Annotated in this window: 14 protein-coding genes and 5 tRNA genes; 5 read left to right on the plus strand and 14 right to left on the minus strand. The window is 58.4% G+C overall.

Annotation, left to right across the window (positions count from 1 at the left end; genetic code table 11):
* Positions 1–141 precede the first annotated feature (141 nt).
* Complete coding sequence (gene murA / locus QP909_RS10190; protein ID WP_284767162.1) at positions 142–1,410, minus strand: UDP-N-acetylglucosamine 1-carboxyvinyltransferase; 1,269 nt, start codon at positions 1,408–1,410, stop codon at positions 142–144.
* Between the two features lie 21 nt (positions 1,411–1,431).
* Positions 1,432–2,271 (minus strand): acetate metabolism transcriptional regulator RamA, encoded by an 840-nt coding sequence (gene ramA, locus QP909_RS10195; RefSeq protein WP_284767163.1) that lies wholly within the window; start codon positions 2,269–2,271, stop codon positions 1,432–1,434.
* A gap of 264 nt (positions 2,272–2,535) precedes the next feature.
* Here ramA and cysK point away from each other — a divergent pair, with 264 nt between their 5' ends.
* A complete protein-coding gene (cysK, locus tag QP909_RS10200) occupies positions 2,536–3,471 on the plus strand; it encodes a cysteine synthase A (protein WP_284767164.1) in 936 nt (311 codons plus the stop codon).
* A gap of 70 nt (positions 3,472–3,541) precedes the next feature.
* Positions 3,542–4,105: a serine O-acetyltransferase EpsC gene (epsC, locus tag QP909_RS10205; protein WP_086589216.1), complete on the plus strand. Its 564-nt coding sequence runs from the start codon at positions 3,542–3,544 to the stop codon at positions 4,103–4,105.
* 39 nt (positions 4,106–4,144) lie between these two features.
* On the opposite strand, the gene QP909_RS10210 is transcribed toward epsC, so the two are convergent.
* The 6 genes from QP909_RS10210 to QP909_RS10235 form a co-directional block, all read right to left on the minus strand.
* Positions 4,145–4,435, minus strand: a complete 291-nt coding sequence (locus tag QP909_RS10210; RefSeq protein ID WP_284767165.1) for a GNAT family N-acetyltransferase — start codon at positions 4,433–4,435, stop codon at positions 4,145–4,147.
* A 49-nt stretch (positions 4,436–4,484) separates the two neighbouring features.
* A tRNA-Phe gene (locus QP909_RS10215) sits at positions 4,485–4,557 on the minus strand.
* A gap of 19 nt (positions 4,558–4,576) precedes the next feature.
* Positions 4,577–4,650: transfer RNA gene (locus tag QP909_RS10220), tRNA-Asp, on the minus strand.
* Positions 4,651–4,735: 85 nt separating this feature from the next.
* Positions 4,736–5,050 carry a DUF4288 domain-containing protein gene (locus QP909_RS10225; RefSeq protein ID WP_284767166.1) on the minus strand — a complete coding sequence of 105 codons (315 nt, stop codon included), beginning with the start codon at positions 5,048–5,050 and terminating at the stop codon, positions 4,736–4,738.
* A 58-nt stretch (positions 5,051–5,108) separates the two neighbouring features.
* Positions 5,109–5,182, minus strand: a tRNA-Asp gene (locus QP909_RS10230).
* A 35-nt stretch (positions 5,183–5,217) separates the two neighbouring features.
* A tRNA-Glu gene (locus tag QP909_RS10235) sits at positions 5,218–5,293 on the minus strand.
* An 82-nt stretch (positions 5,294–5,375) separates the two neighbouring features.
* Here QP909_RS10235 and QP909_RS10240 point away from each other — a divergent pair.
* A complete protein-coding gene (locus tag QP909_RS10240; RefSeq protein ID WP_238802146.1) occupies positions 5,376–5,708 on the plus strand; it encodes a metal-sensitive transcriptional regulator in 333 nt (110 codons plus the stop codon).
* A gap of 31 nt (positions 5,709–5,739) precedes the next feature.
* On the opposite strand, the gene QP909_RS10245 is transcribed toward QP909_RS10240, so the two are convergent.
* Positions 5,740–5,812, minus strand: a tRNA-Lys gene (locus tag QP909_RS10245).
* Positions 5,813–5,921: 109 nt separating this feature from the next.
* On the minus strand, positions 5,922–7,424 hold the full coding sequence (gene scpC, locus QP909_RS10250) for a succinyl-CoA:acetate CoA-transferase ScpC (protein WP_284767167.1): 1,503 nt from the start codon (positions 7,422–7,424) through the stop codon (positions 5,922–5,924).
* A 191-nt stretch (positions 7,425–7,615) separates the two neighbouring features.
* Here scpC and dusB point away from each other — a divergent pair, with 191 nt between their 5' ends.
* Positions 7,616–8,761, plus strand: a complete 1,146-nt coding sequence (gene dusB / locus QP909_RS10255; RefSeq protein WP_239278186.1) for a tRNA dihydrouridine synthase DusB — start codon at positions 7,616–7,618, stop codon at positions 8,759–8,761.
* Positions 8,762–8,862: 101 nt separating this feature from the next.
* Entirely contained in the window at positions 8,863–9,591 is a 729-nt protein-coding gene (gene phoU, locus QP909_RS10260) for a phosphate signaling complex protein PhoU (protein ID WP_239278187.1), read from the plus strand.
* 71 nt (positions 9,592–9,662) lie between these two features.
* Here phoU and pstB read toward each other — a convergent pair whose 3' ends face one another.
* From pstB to pstS, 4 genes are all read right to left on the minus strand, one after another.
* Complete coding sequence (gene pstB / locus QP909_RS10265) at positions 9,663–10,436, minus strand: phosphate ABC transporter ATP-binding protein PstB (protein ID WP_023019857.1); 774 nt, start codon at positions 10,434–10,436, stop codon at positions 9,663–9,665.
* Between the two features lie 51 nt (positions 10,437–10,487).
* Positions 10,488–11,402 carry a phosphate ABC transporter permease PstA gene (gene pstA, locus QP909_RS10270; protein ID WP_239273290.1) on the minus strand — a complete coding sequence of 305 codons (915 nt, stop codon included), beginning with the start codon at positions 11,400–11,402 and terminating at the stop codon, positions 10,488–10,490.
* 14 nt (positions 11,403–11,416) lie between these two features.
* Positions 11,417–12,463 (minus strand): phosphate ABC transporter permease subunit PstC, encoded by a 1,047-nt coding sequence (gene pstC, locus QP909_RS10275; RefSeq protein ID WP_284767169.1) that lies wholly within the window; start codon positions 12,461–12,463, stop codon positions 11,417–11,419.
* A gap of 122 nt (positions 12,464–12,585) precedes the next feature.
* Positions 12,586–13,689, minus strand: a complete 1,104-nt coding sequence (gene pstS, locus QP909_RS10280; RefSeq protein WP_284767170.1) for a phosphate ABC transporter substrate-binding protein PstS — start codon at positions 13,687–13,689, stop codon at positions 12,586–12,588.
* Between the last annotated feature and the right edge of the window lie 88 nt (positions 13,690–13,777).

Raw genomic sequence — 13,777 nt, forward strand, 5'->3', positions numbered from 1 at the left:
ATCATCGAACCAAGCCCGTACAAAATTCGCAAAGAAGTAACCTCCCGGCTACCTCGCGGCGACTTGGATTAATGTAGTCCACCCGCTTCAACAATGCCAAATCCCCAGCACACAACGGAAAAAGGTGTGCTGGGGATGTCGTTAAAAGAGCTCTTCTTCTTGAGTTCTTTCAATTGTGGCACCGAGGCGCTGCAGATTTTCTACAAAGTTGGGATATCCGCGGTCGATGTGGAAAACATCGTGGACCGTAGTGGTCTCATCCGCACATAGTGCAGAAAGTACAAGACCGGCACCCGCACGAATATCGGAACTCCACACGTGAGTAGAAGAGAGTCGTTCTTTACCGCGGACTACTACATGGTGGCCGTCAACCTGGGCGTCGGCACCCAAGCGCAGCATTTCATCCACAAACCGGAAACGGGATTCAAAGACATTCTCCGTAATGACGGTCGTTCCGTCCGCAATGGCAGAGATGCCAATAGCCATCGGCTGCAGGTCGGTGGGAAATCCCGGAAATGGGAGGGTCTGGTAGTCCACAGCCTGTGGCCGCTGGTCCATGCGCACGCGGAAACCATTCTCATAGGTCTCTAGTTCCGCGCCGGCGGACTTCAGCTTTTCCAGCGGCAGGTGCAGGTGGCGCGGGGAAATTCCACCCACAGTGATATCACCCTGGGTCATCGCGGCGGCATACGCCCAGGTACCTGCCACAATTCGGTCACCAATAACCTCATGCTGGGTGGGCTGCAGCTTATCGACGCCGCGGATGGTCACCACCGAGCTTCCCTCGCCCTCGATATCGGCACCCATGGACTTAAGCATGGTGCACAGGTCGACGATTTCCGGCTCGCGAGCCGCGTTATGGAGAACGGTTTCCCCCTCGGCGAGGACCGCAGCGGTAAGAATATTTTCGGTTGCGCCTACAGACGGGAAGTCCAGGCGGATATTCGCACCTCGCAGGTGCGTAGCCTCTGCCACGACGGCACCGTGTTCAATACGGGTGGTGGCGCCGAGCTTTTCTAGGCCGGTTTGATGCATATCGAGCGGGCGGGAACCAATCGCGTCACCACCTGGCAACGCTACCTTCGCGTGGCCACAGCGGGAGGTCAAAGGCCCAAGCACGCAGACGGATGCGCGGAATTGGCGGACCGCGTCAAAATCCGCGTTGGATTGCGGCTGTGCAGGGGTAGTAATCCGGACCTCAGCCCCCTCGATGACTACCTCGCAGCCGAGCCCCTCGAGAACCTTCTTCATGAGGGGGACGTCCAGAATTTCTGGGCAGTTGGTCAGCGTCGTAGTGCCCTCCGCCAGCAAGGATGCGGCCATGAGCTTCAAGACGCTATTTTTCGCGCCATCTACTTTAACGGTGCCCTCCAGGCGGGCACCGCCGGAAACAATAAACTGATCTTTCACAACTGCCTACGCTACCGGTTCTTAAGGCAACGCGCCGATACGGCGTGCGGCATTGACCGCCTCGTAGCGGGTATGCGCACCGAGTTTGCGCATTACCGAGCGCAGATAAGACTTCACAGTTTCTGCGCCGATCCCCATCTCCTCAGCTGCTTCTACGTTGGTATGGCCTAGGGCCACACAAGAGAGCACGTCGAGCTCGCGGGCGGAGAGCTTGGTGGATTGCTTCACGCGCACCGGCGAGACCATCTGGTCACACAGCGTCTCTAGCTCCTTGCGCAGGTCTTCGTCTTCTACGCGGTTGGCCAACATGCGCAGCTTGGAGTGGGTGGAGCGGACCTGTTCCCACTCGGCACCGTTCATGACGTGGCCCCGAGCCGCTCCACCCTTGGACCCATCGGCACGTCGCATGGCGGAATTAACGGCCAGGTCTTGCTCGAGGGTGCGCGCGGTCATCGTCACTTCTTCAATGACCTTATCGCCCAAACGAACTGGGGAGTGCACGCCTACGTAGAGGACGCCGCGAATTTCGCGCTGCACCGTAACGGGCACGGCCACGATAGAGTGCAGGCCTTCGTCTTGGATCACGCGGTCGTTCTCGTGCGAAATGGTGGTGGCACGAGTGTAATCGGATACACCTACCGCGCGGCGAGTGCTGACCACTCGCCCACCTACACCGACGCCAGAGTCAATGATCAGATTCTGCAGCGCTGGGGTGCGTAGCCCCACCCACTGTGTGATCTGCAGGCGATTATCGGGCAGCAGCGTGGCGTACATCGTCACCGGAATACCTGTAGCGGTCTTCAGGGACGACAGGGCCGCGCGTACGGATTCTTCATCATCTTTGAGGCGATGCGACTCCATGAGACTCTTTCCTCGTCGGGGGTAACCAAGCAGGTGTACCCGTCCTCCCCCGGGAATTTGGGGACCAGCGGGCAACTGAGTGGAAGTATAGACAGCATGTGGGGGTAATTCGAAATCGCCCTCGGCTTATCCGGCGTTGCAATCCCACATGAAATGTCCGAATACTCAGTCTAGAATTTATATACTGACTGGTCTACTTGTGTAGTGTACGCTTGCGTTGTACGCGATTTGAACCCAAAACTGATTCCCAAAGGAGTCCACAAAATGGCTGTCTACAACAACATTATGGAAACCATCGGCGGCACCCCACTGGTCCGCCTGAACCGTCTTACCGAAGGCAAGGGCGCTACCGTGCTTGCCAAGGTGGAGTCTTTTAACCCGGCTAACTCCGTGAAGGACCGCATCGGCAAGGCCATCGTTGAGGCCGCTGAAAAGTCCGGTCAGCTCAAGCCGGGCGGCACCATCGTGGAGGCCACCTCCGGCAACACCGGCATCGCCCTGGCGCTGGCTGGCGCCACCTTGGGCTACAAGGTCATCCTGACCATGCCGGAGACCATGTCCAATGAGCGCAAGGTGCTACTGCGCGCTTACGGCGCAGAAATCGTGCTGACCCCTGGTGCGGCTGGCATGCAGGGCGCCGTCGACAAGGCGAATGAAATCGTCGCCGAGAACGATAACGCCATCCTTGCCGCACAGTTCGCTAACGAGGCAAACCCGAAGATTCACGAGGAAACCACCGGCCCAGAGATTTGGGAAGACGCCGAGGGTAAGGTTGACGCCTTCGTTGCTGGCGTAGGCACCGGCGGCACCGTTACCGGTGTGGGCCGCTTCCTGAAGTCCAAGAACCCAGACCTGCACTTGGCTGCGGTTGAGCCGTCCGACTCCCCTGTCCTGTCTGAAGGCCACGCTGGCCCGCACAAGATTCAGGGCATCGGCGCTAACTTCGTTCCTGAGGTACTTGACCGCGAGCTTCTCGACGAAGTCTTTACCGCCACCACCGAGGAGTCCATCAAGGCATCCCGCGACCTGGCTACCCAGGAAGGCCTGCTGGTTGGCATCTCCGCCGGCGCCAACGTTTCCGCAGCTCTGAAGCTGGCGGAGCGCCCAGAGTTCGAGGGCAAGACCATCGTGGTTGTCCTGCCGGACTTTGGTGAGCGCTATGTCTCCACCATCCTTTTCGAGGACATCCGCGAAGCTTAAATTGCTTCGCTTGAATAAAAGCACCCGCCAACCTTGGCGGGTGCCTTTTTTATGCCAGTACTATGTGGGCATGAACATTATGAGCTACATCCGTGAAGACTTAGCAAATGCAAGAGATCACGATCCGGCCGCACGTGGCGACGTCGAAAATGCAGTAGTGTACTCCGGTCTCCACGCGGTGTGGTCTCACCGCATTTCGCACTGGATGTGGAAGCGCGGGCTGCGCGGGCCCGCGCGCATCTTGGCGCAGATTAACCGCTTCTTTACCGGCGTGGAGATCCACCCTGGCGCCACTATCGGCCGCCGGTTCTTTATTGACCATGGCATGGGCATCGTTATTGGTGAAACCGCAGAGATTGGCGATGGCGTCATGCTCTACCACGGCGTCACCCTCGGCGGCCAGGTCCTTACCCAGACCAAGCGCCACCCCACCGTCGAAGACAATGTCACCATCGGTGCGGGCGCCAAGGTGCTCGGTCCGATTACAATCGGTGAAGGATCGGCTATTGGCGCCAATGCCGTGGTGACGAAGGACGTTCCCGCGGAGCATATCGCGGTGGGCATTCCGGCCAAGAACCGTCCGCGCAACCCGAATGAGCGCATCAAACTGGTTGACCCCGACTACTACATCTAAATCCTCTCCCAGCGGCTCACAGGCAACTGTGGGCCGCTTTTATATGCCCTCTGGGCGCAGCAGGTCGCGGTATTCGGGATTCTTTTCTATAAAGCGCGCCACGGCGGAGCAGGAAGCAATGACTTGCTTGCCGACGCCCCGGACGTCGTCAAGCGCGGCCTTAATCAGCGGCGCGGACAATCCTTGACCACGGAAAGCATCCTTGATGACCGTGTGGTTGAACTCGCGGGTCGTGTCTGCGTCTACATAGTGGCACGAGCCCGCCTCAACACCGTCCACGGTAAGGACGTAGCGGGACTTATCGGGCTGGTGTGCAATAGCGTGTTCCATGTGCCCATACTAAAGCAAAAATGGCCCCTCTTACGAGGAGCCATTATTGTGGCCAGAGCCAGGATCGAACTGGCGACCCCACACTTTTCAGGCGTGTGCTCTACCGACTGAGCTATCTGGCCAGAAACCCGAAGGTTTCCGCGACCCTGACGGGACTTGAACCCGCGACCTCCGCCGTGACAGGGCGGCGCGCTAACCAACTGCGCCACAGGGCCATTTTTAATTATGTGTGTGCTCTTGGGCACGGATAGATACTTTACAGAAGACTCCCAAGACTCACCAAATCAGCACGTCAGAACGCTATTTAGGTGGCGAAAGTGGATCCTTTCCACCCAAGTTCATCTCGAAGCGCTCGTAGTCTTCCAGCGCGGAAAAGTGCCGCGAATAGAGGTCACAATCTCGATCCACATGGCCGTAGAGGGCGGGTGCGACGTCGACAATGTGGCGCAGCCACAGACCCTCATATTCTTGCTCATGGGCCCGTGCCTCGACCTTTCGGTGCGCCTCCTCATCCGAGTCCGCATAGACGAGAAAGAAGTCCTCACGGAAGAAGTTAGAATGCTCCGAGCTTTGGGAGGCGAGTTCAAAGACAGCGATTCCGACGTATGGCTCCATGGCGCCAGCCTAGCAAAACCAAAAGCAGCAACCGGCGAAGCGATTGCTGCTCATTCTGCGACCTTGACGGGACTTGAACCCGCGACCTCCGCCGTGACAGGGCGGCGCGCTAACCAACTGCGCCACAAGGCCAATCGAATATTTAATTCGGACCAACACTTTCGTGTTGGTACCCCCAACGGGATTCGAACCCGTGCCGCTGCCGTGAAAGGGCAGTGTCCTAGGCCGCTAGACGATGGGGGCCCGTCGCGCTAAGGCGACTTCTAGAAATATACTGGAGACCTCACCTAGTTACAAAATCGCTCCCCCAGAAAGATTAGGAACCATGTCTGACCAGCATCAAACGTGCTCCTGCCACGAGCCGCACGTGCACGGATATAACGCGGATTCTAAGAGCAAGGATCGCTACCTCGCCAGACTCAAGCGCATTGAGGGGCAGACGCGCGGCATCCACCGCATGGTCGAAGAAGACCAATACTGCATCGACATCATCACCCAGATTTCGGCAGTGAAGTCGGCACTGGAGAATGTCTCACTAGCGCTCCTAGAAGACCATATTGAGCACTGTGTGGCCGGTGCCGCCGCCGAGGACGGTGAGGTAGCCACCGAGAAGCTAGAAGAGGCCATGCGCGCCATTAAGAAGATGGTGAAAAACTAAAAGGAGCCACCTAAAAAGGTGGCTCCAGTTGTGGGCCCTGTGGGGATCGAACCCACGACCTGCGGATTAAAAGTCCGTAGCTCTACCAACTGAGCTAAAGGCCCAACGTCGCTCCAGTTTAGCTTGCGGTATTTGCAAAGTCCTAATTAGGGGGGCGTCGGCAAGCGAAAGGCGCCCAGCTCGCCGCTGAGCGCCTGCCGGAGCGCGGCCACATTAGCCGCGCATATCGCCCTTCTCCATGAAGCGGACCTGGAAGTCAAAGGCGGTCTTCAGGTCGTGCGGGGTGTGCTGGAACTTGTTTTCCTTAGCACGGTTGAAGTACTCCTCGAGCAACGGACGGTAATCCGGGTGTGCCACGGAGATGACCTTCTCCACGCGTTCCTTCGGCGCCAGACCACGAAGGTCAGCTACACCGTACTCGGTAATGATGACCATGGTGTCGTGCTCGGTGTGATCCGTGTGGGACACGAACGGAACCAGCGCGGAAATTGCGCCGTCCTTTGCCACGGACGGGGAAACGAAGGTGGAGATATAGGCGTTGCGGGTGAAGTCACCCGAGCCGCCGGTGCCGTTCATGATGCGGGAGCCGGATACGTTGGTGGAGTTGATGTTGCCGTAGATATCGGCCTCAATCATGCCATTGGAAGAAATCAGGCCGACGCGACGGATGACCTCTGGATGGTTAGAGACCTGCTGTGGGCGCAGAATAATGTGCTCGCGGTAGCGCTCTGCTTCCGCATTCATCTTCTCCGCGTAGTCCGGGGACAGCGCGAAGGAGGTAGCGGAAGCCATGGTCATCTTGCCCGCATCGATGAGATCGAGCATGCCATCCTGAATGACCTCGGTATAGGCCTGAATATTCTCAAACTTGGAATCCAAAAGGCCGGCCATCACGGCGTTGGGGACGTTGCCCACGCCGGATTGCATGATGAACTTGTCATACTCAAGGCGACCAGCGGCGACCTCCCCCTCGAGGAACTCGATGAAGTTGGCGGCGATTTTCTCGGAAACCTCGTCCGGTTCCTTGAATGGTGCGTTGCGGTCCGGGGCATCGGTCTTAACCACTGCAACAACCTTGTCCTCCGGCACCTCCATGTAGGTGGTACCGATGCGGTCGCCCGGCTTAGTGATAGGGATGGGCTGGCGATTAGGCAGCTTTTCAATGCGGTAGATATCGTGCATGCCCTCGAGGTTGATGGACTGCCACTCATTGATCTCGATGATGATCTTATCGGCGGCCTCGATGAACTCGAGGTTATTGCCCACCGCGGAGGACGGCACCACGTGGCCTTCTTCGGTAATGCGCACGGCCTCAATAATGGCCACCTGGAAGTCACCGTAGAAGCCCTCTTCTACCTGCTGGCCCGAGTGAGACAGGTGGATATCCTGGTAAAGCGCGGTGCCATCATTGAACTGCTTACGCAGCGTGGGATCGGAGTTATAAGGAGAGCGGAAGCGAATCGCCTCAGCTTCCGCCAGAACGCCATCGCAGTCCGGGGCGGTGGAAGCGCCGGAGAAGACGTCGATCTTAAATTCCTCGCCCTTTTCATGTAGAGCCTTGGCCTTCTCTGCAATGGCGGTGGGCAGGCCCTTGGGGTAGCCAGCACCGGTGAAGCCGGAAATGCCCACGCGGTCACCGTGGTTAACGTGCTGAGCAGCCTCTTCTGCAGAAACCACGAGCTTCTCAAATGGGGCGTACGCGATTCTCTCGGACAAGGGTAATCCTCCTTCATTAAGGGGCCAGCCAAAATAACGGCCGTTCTAATTAGTTACACAGCCCACATTAGCGAATCTTTGCAAGATTTCCACCACTTTTGTGTGACCCCTACCCCATAAAACAGAAATAGGGAACGGCGCCACTGTGGACCCGGTTGCTATTTTCCCCCGTTAACTAGCACAATTGGGGCGTGAATTTGCGCATTGGACACTACGATCTCTCCTCCCCCGTCATCCTCGCCCCGATGGCGGGGGTAACCAACGTTGCCTTCCGCACGTTGTGCCGCGAGCAGGAGTTGGCGCGCACCGGCACGGTGTCGGGCCTTTACGTCTGCGAGATGGTCACCGCCCGTGCACTGGTAGAGCGCAATGAAAAGACGCTGCACATGACCACCTTTGCGCCGCAGGAAGATCCTCGTTCCTTACAGATCTATACGGTAGATCCGGAATATACCTATAAAGCCGCGAAGATGATCGTCGACGAAAACCTCGCGGACCACATCGATATGAACTTTGGTTGCCCGGTTCCCAAGGTGACCCGCCGCGGCGGCGGTTCCGCGCTGCCTTATAAGCGACGCCTCTTTGGCAATATCGTCTCGGCTGCGGTCAAGGCCACAGAGGGCACCAATATCCCGGTCACGGTAAAGATGCGTGTGGGCATCGATGACGAGCACCATACGCATCTCGACGCCGGGCGCATCGCCGTCGAGTCCGGTGCCGCCGCCGTTACCCTGCACGGCCGTACCGCCGCTCAGCGCTACTCCGGTGAAGCACGATGGGACGAAATCGCGCGCCTCAAAGAGCATCTGGCAGATACCGGCGTACCAGTGCTGGGCAATGGCGATATCTTCCGTGCCGAGGATGCCCGCCGCATGATGGAACAAACCGGCTGCGACGGCGTGCAGGTAGGCCGCGGCTGCCTCGGCCGCCCGTGGCTCTTTGCCGAGCTCGGCGCCGCACTGCGCGGCGAGTCCATTCCGGCAGAGCCTACCCTGGGCGAGGTGACCCAGGTAATCCTCCGCCACGCGGAGCTACTGGCGGAGCACGATGGCGAGGACAATGCTTCCCGCGATATCCGCAAGCACATCGGTTGGTACCTGCGTGGTTTCCCGGTTGGTGGCCAGGTCCGCGCGGGCTTAGCCAAGGTCAATTCCCTCGATGCCTTGCGTGAGCTCCTTGCACCTTGGGCAGAGTCCGATGCTCTAGCTGCCGACGCCGACGGAGCCCGCGGCCGTCAGGGCTCGCCATCCAAGGTGGCATTGCCGGATGGTTGGCTCGACGATCCCGAGGATGATTGCGTTCCCGTTGCTGCGGACATTATGAATTCCGGCGGATAGCCTGACAGCAATTTAAGAGCAGCTAAATACATACAGGAATCGTGCATTTAACCCCTTCTTAAGTTGCGCAAAAGCGAAAAGTTTTCGCTATTATCTTTGGCATGCGTGCCGCCTACAGGGAACACTTAGATAACTTCTCCCATGACCTCATCGTGATGTGCGATACCGTGCGCACCATCTTGGATAAGGCTTCGCAGGCACTACTGCAAGGCGCCTTGGACTCCGCGGAAGATGCCCTCACCATGACTGAGGAGCTAGACGAAATTCGCGTTAGGTGCTCTGAGCGTGCTGTAACACTTTTGGCGCTGGAAAACCCCATGGCGCAGGACCTCCGTCAGGTAGTCTCCTCGATTTATATCGTGGAGGATCTCTACCGCATGGGCCGGCTTTCCCAGCACATCGCGGACTCCGCGCGCCGCCGCCACCCTGACGCCGTGGTACCGGCGAATTACATCGGCTACTTCGAGGAGATGTACCGCCTCACTGAAGAAATGGGGTCGGTGCTGCACGATATCCTCGTCACCCCTGATGCGGATTTGTCCGTCAACCTCCGTGCCGACGATGATGCAGTGGATGATATCAACTCCCATATTCTGCGCATCCTGACTCAGCGCGAATGGGAAGGCAGCGTGCGCGAAGCCGTTGAGACCTCACAAATTACGCGCTACTACGAGCGCTATGCGGACCACTGCGTCTCCGTGGCCGGCCACATCATCTATCTGACCACGGGTCTCTTGCCCAATGTCTACGCCAAGAAGCTAGAGGAGGACAAAAAGGACGCCGAATTTGAAGCGCGGATGGCAGAACTCGAGCGTCAGTTTCGCCGTTAGACGGATTTAAGAGCCAAAAAGGGGGCCGGTTCAAACCGGCCCCCTTTCTCTCGGACAATCTCTCTTACTCTTTAGCCAAAGCGGCCAGAGATGTAATCCTCGGTCTCCTTCTGAGAAGGATTCTCGAAGATCTTGGTGGTGTCGTCGAACTCCACCAGGTGGCCCGGCTTACCGGTTGCTTCTAGGGAGAAGAAGCCGGTCTTATCGGACACGCGGGCTGCCTGCTGCATGTTGTGGGTCACAATAACGATGGTGAAGTTTTCCTTCAGCTCATGGATGAGGTCCTCCACGGCGAGGGTGGAAATCGGATCCAGTGCGGAACAAGGCTCGTCCATGAGCAATACCTCTGGCTCCACGGCGATAGCGCGGGCGATGCACAGACGCTGCTGCTGACCACCGGAGAGGCCACCGCCTGGCTTGTCCAAGCGATCCTTAACCTCATCCCACAGGTTGGCGCCGCGCAGGGACTTCTCCGCAACTTCCTTGAGCTTCTTCTTGTTCTTTTCACCGGACAGCTTCAGGCCTGCCACCACATTGTCCTCGATGGACATCGTGGGAAATGGGTTTGCCTTCTGGAAGACCATGCCGATGGTGTTGCGTACGGATACCGGGTCAACCTTCGGTCCGTAGATATTGGTGCCATCCAACAGGATTTCACCCTTCACGGAGGCGCCAGGGATAACCTCGTGCATACGGTTGATGGTGCGCAGCACGGTGGACTTACCACAGCCGGAAGGGCCGATGAATGCGGTCACGGCCTGGGCCGGAATCTGCATATTCACGTTCTGAACGGCGTGGAAGTCGCCGTAAAAAATGTTCACGTCATTGAGCGCGAGCTTAGACATTTGGGAGTTTCTCCTCTAGCAAGTGTATGGCGGAATCAAGTGGTACGGCGTTTACTTCTTAACCGAGAACTTCGCGGAAACGATGCGGGCCGCAATGTTGAGGACGGCGATGAGGATAACCAGCGTCAACGCTGCTCCCCAGAGCTTGTCCAGTACGGCGGGCTGTGCGCCGGCCTTATACATATCCAGCATCATCAGCGGGAGCGAGGACTGAGAACCCTTGAAGGCATCCCAGTTGATGACGGAGGAGGAACCAACCAAGACCAGCACCGGCGAGGACTCACCCATCACGCGAGCAATCGCCAGCATGATGCCGGTGACGATGCCGGACAGTGCGGTAGGCAGAACGATGCGGGCGATGGTCTTCCACTTCGGAACGCCGAGTGCGTAGGACGCCTCACGCAGATCCATGGGGACCACGCGTAGCATCTCTTCGGTATTGCGCACCACAATTGGAATCATCAGCAGCACCAGGGACAGCGCCACGGCGAAGCCGGAGCGACCAAAGCCGAACAGGGTGATCCACATGGCAAAGATGAACAGGGCCGCAACGATGGAAGGCACACCGGACAGGATGTCCACCATGAAGGTGGTGATGCGGCCGAGCCAGCCGCCCTTGGAGTACTCCACCAAGTAGATGGCGGTAAAGATGCCGATCGGGATAGAGATAATGGAGGCCAGAATGGTCTGGACAAAGGTACCCACGATGGCGTGAGCGGCACCGCCACCAGAAGAGCTATTCATGATGCCGCGCTGGGAAGCGGTCCACCACTCAGGGTTGAGGATGACGCCACTGCCGCGGGCGATGAGTTCCCACAGAACCCATACCAGCGGAACCATGGCCAGAATCATTGCGCCCCAGACCACCGCGGTGGCGATGTTATTGGTCATCTTGCGGGAGCCGGAGATGTCCAGGAAGGTCGCGCCGCCTTGGGAGGCAGGCTTGGCATTAGTAGTCGTAGTCATTGATCCTCCCCTCCTTACTTACTCTTCACGATGGCGCGGGCAATGGCGTTGACCACGAAGGTCAGCAAGAACAGCATGAGGCCGGCGGCGATGTAGGCACCAGCGCGCATCTCGTTACCGAACTCGGCAGATGCCAGGGCGATGGCCGTGGCGAAGGTCGTGCCGCCGTCGAAAAGCGAGAAGCGGAAGTCAATCAGCGGGGAGACAACCATGTACAGCGCCATGGTCTCACCCAGTGCACGGCCCAGGCCGAGCATAGAGCCGGCGATGTAGCCGGACATGCCGAATGGCAGAACGGTCATGCGGATAACTTCCCAGCGGGTAGCGCCCAGAGCCAGGGCGGATTCCACCTGGCCTGGAGGGGTCTGCACGAAGACCTCGCGCGCGGTAGCAGCGATGATCGGCAGAATCATCACGGCAAGCACGATGCCACCGGTAAACAGGTTGCGGCCGGTTGCAAAGGACGGCGAGTTATCGAAGACGTGGAACAGGAAGAATCCACCCGCCCAGGATTCCATCCAGGAGTAGAAGCCGGACAGTGCCGGGCCAAGAACCTGCCAACCCCACAGGCCGTAGACGATGGACGGAACTGCAGCGAGCATGTCCACGAGGAAGCCGAGCGGCTTAACCAAGCGGGCAGGCGCGTAGTTGGACAGGAAGATGGCGATGGCTAGGGCCACCGGCATAGCCAGCAGGAGGGCGAAGACGGAGATGAGAACGGTGGTACCGAACATGGTCGGGATACCGAACTTCATCGCGGAGGTATCGGTGGTCTCCCATCGTCCGCCATAGGTGAAGAAGCCCATGATGCCGCCGTCGTTAACGCCTAGGGCGGGAACCGCACGCCACAGCAGGAAGGCGGCAATGGCGGCAATCATAACGGTGATGAGGGTTGCCGAAGCAGTGGACAGGAATTCAAAGACACGGTCGCCTGGGCGCTTAACGCCGCTATTGGAGCTGGTGGTAACTACCTCGTCGTGTCCGCTGTTGGAGACTCGCTCGGCAGAGGTGACGTTCGCGTCCACCTGCTCTGGAGCCGTGGTGAGATTATTGTCTGCCATGAGACTGTTAATCCTTTTCAGCGTTAAAAATGGAAAATATCGTTACATACCTGTGCCCCCAAAGCGCGAATCGTGTGCGGCAGTGGGGGCGGGGAGGTATTAAGCTATTGCAGCTTTAGCGCTTACTGCAGAGCGTCAACAGCAGCCTTCAGCTTGTCCAGGTGTGCGCCCTCAACTGGGATGAAGCCCTGCTCAGCCAGCTGGTCATCCTGGTGGTCCAGGACGGAGGTGAAGAAGGACTTGACCAGCTTGGAGGTCTCCTCGTCGTAGCCCTTGGAGCACACGATGTTGTAGGTGGTCAGGATGAGCGGGTATGCACCCTCGTTGTCGGAGGAGAACAGTGCATCGGAGTCAACAACCATGTTGTGCTCGGACTCGGTCTCCTTGAACTCCAGGTTCTCCAGAGCCTTGTTGACGGACTCGGTGGACAGCTCAACCGGGCCGTGGCCGAAGTCAATCTTGGCCTTCTTGACGCCCTCGCCTTCCTTCTGGTCTGCGAAGCCAGCCTCGACGTAGGTGATAGCACCATCGATGCTTGCAACCTGGTCAGCAACGCCGGAGGAGCCGTTAGCACCCTCACCAACAGTGTCCGGGAACTGCTTGCCCTCGGAGTCCCAGTCACCGGTAGCGGCCTTCAGGAACTTCTGGAAGTTTGCGGAGGTACCGGACTCGTCGGAACGGAAGATGACGGTGATGTCCTTGTCCGGCAGGTCGGTGCCCTCGTTGTCAGCAGCGATGGCCTTGTCGTTCCACTTCTTGATTTCGCCCTTGAAGATCTTGCCCAGGGTCTCGGTGGAGAGGTTGATCTCGGTGTCACCCAGGTTGTAGGCGATGGCAACCGGACCGATGGTGGTTGGCAGGTGCCATGCCTCGTTGCCATCGCAACGCTTAGCGGCAGCCTCGACCTCACCCTCGTCTTCCTTCAGAGCGGAGTCAGAACCAGCGAAGTCAGCCTGGCCATTGGTGAAGGCCTCAACGCCGGCGCCGGAACCGGAAGCGTTGTAGGACAGGGAAGCGTCTGGGTGATCCTCGGAGAACGCAGTCTGGAAGTAGGACATTGCGTTCTGCTGGGAGGATGCGCCGTCGCCGACGAGCTCGCCGGAGACGTCCTCGCCGCCAGCGGAGTCGGAGGAGGAGCCAGACTCCTCAGAGCAAGCTACGAGAGCGGTGGAGGTTGCGGCTACGATGCCGAAGATTGCGGCAGTGCGCTTGAAGTTGCGAATCACGGGAAAACCCTTTCCGGTGCAGATCAGAGATTGATTGTCCGAGGAAACCGCATCTCCTAGAGAGATATTTCCTGCATCCCGCTCCGCC

The sequence above is a fragment of the Corynebacterium sp. MSK195 genome (genome assembly GCF_030228885.1).
GTDB lineage: Bacteria > Actinomycetota > Actinomycetes > Mycobacteriales > Mycobacteriaceae > Corynebacterium.

What these genes read in the sequence shown, in the direction of transcription:
- cysK (WP_284767164.1), top strand. Translation starts at nt 2,536, where the DNA reads ATGGCTGTCTACAACAACATTATGGAAACCATCGGCGGCACCCCACTG.
- pstB (WP_023019857.1), bottom strand. Translation starts at nt 10,436, where the DNA reads ATGTCTAAGCTCGCGCTCAATGACGTGAACATTTTTTACGGCGACTTC.
- pstC (WP_284767169.1), bottom strand. Translation starts at nt 12,463, where the DNA reads ATGGCAGACAATAATCTCACCACGGCTCCAGAGCAGGTGGACGCGAAC.
- epsC (WP_086589216.1), top strand. Translation starts at nt 3,542, where the DNA reads ATGAACATTATGAGCTACATCCGTGAAGACTTAGCAAATGCAAGAGAT.
- phoU (WP_239278187.1), top strand. Translation starts at nt 8,863, where the DNA reads ATGCGTGCCGCCTACAGGGAACACTTAGATAACTTCTCCCATGACCTC.
- QP909_RS10240 (WP_238802146.1), top strand. Translation starts at nt 5,376, where the DNA reads ATGTCTGACCAGCATCAAACGTGCTCCTGCCACGAGCCGCACGTGCAC.
- QP909_RS10210 (WP_284767165.1), bottom strand. Translation starts at nt 4,435, where the DNA reads ATGGAACACGCTATTGCACACCAGCCCGATAAGTCCCGCTACGTCCTT.
- pstA (WP_239273290.1), bottom strand. Translation starts at nt 11,402, where the DNA reads ATGACTACGACTACTAATGCCAAGCCTGCCTCCCAAGGCGGCGCGACC.
- ramA (WP_284767163.1), bottom strand. Translation starts at nt 2,271, where the DNA reads ATGGAGTCGCATCGCCTCAAAGATGATGAAGAATCCGTACGCGCGGCC.
- QP909_RS10225 (WP_284767166.1), bottom strand. Translation starts at nt 5,050, where the DNA reads ATGGAGCCATACGTCGGAATCGCTGTCTTTGAACTCGCCTCCCAAAGC.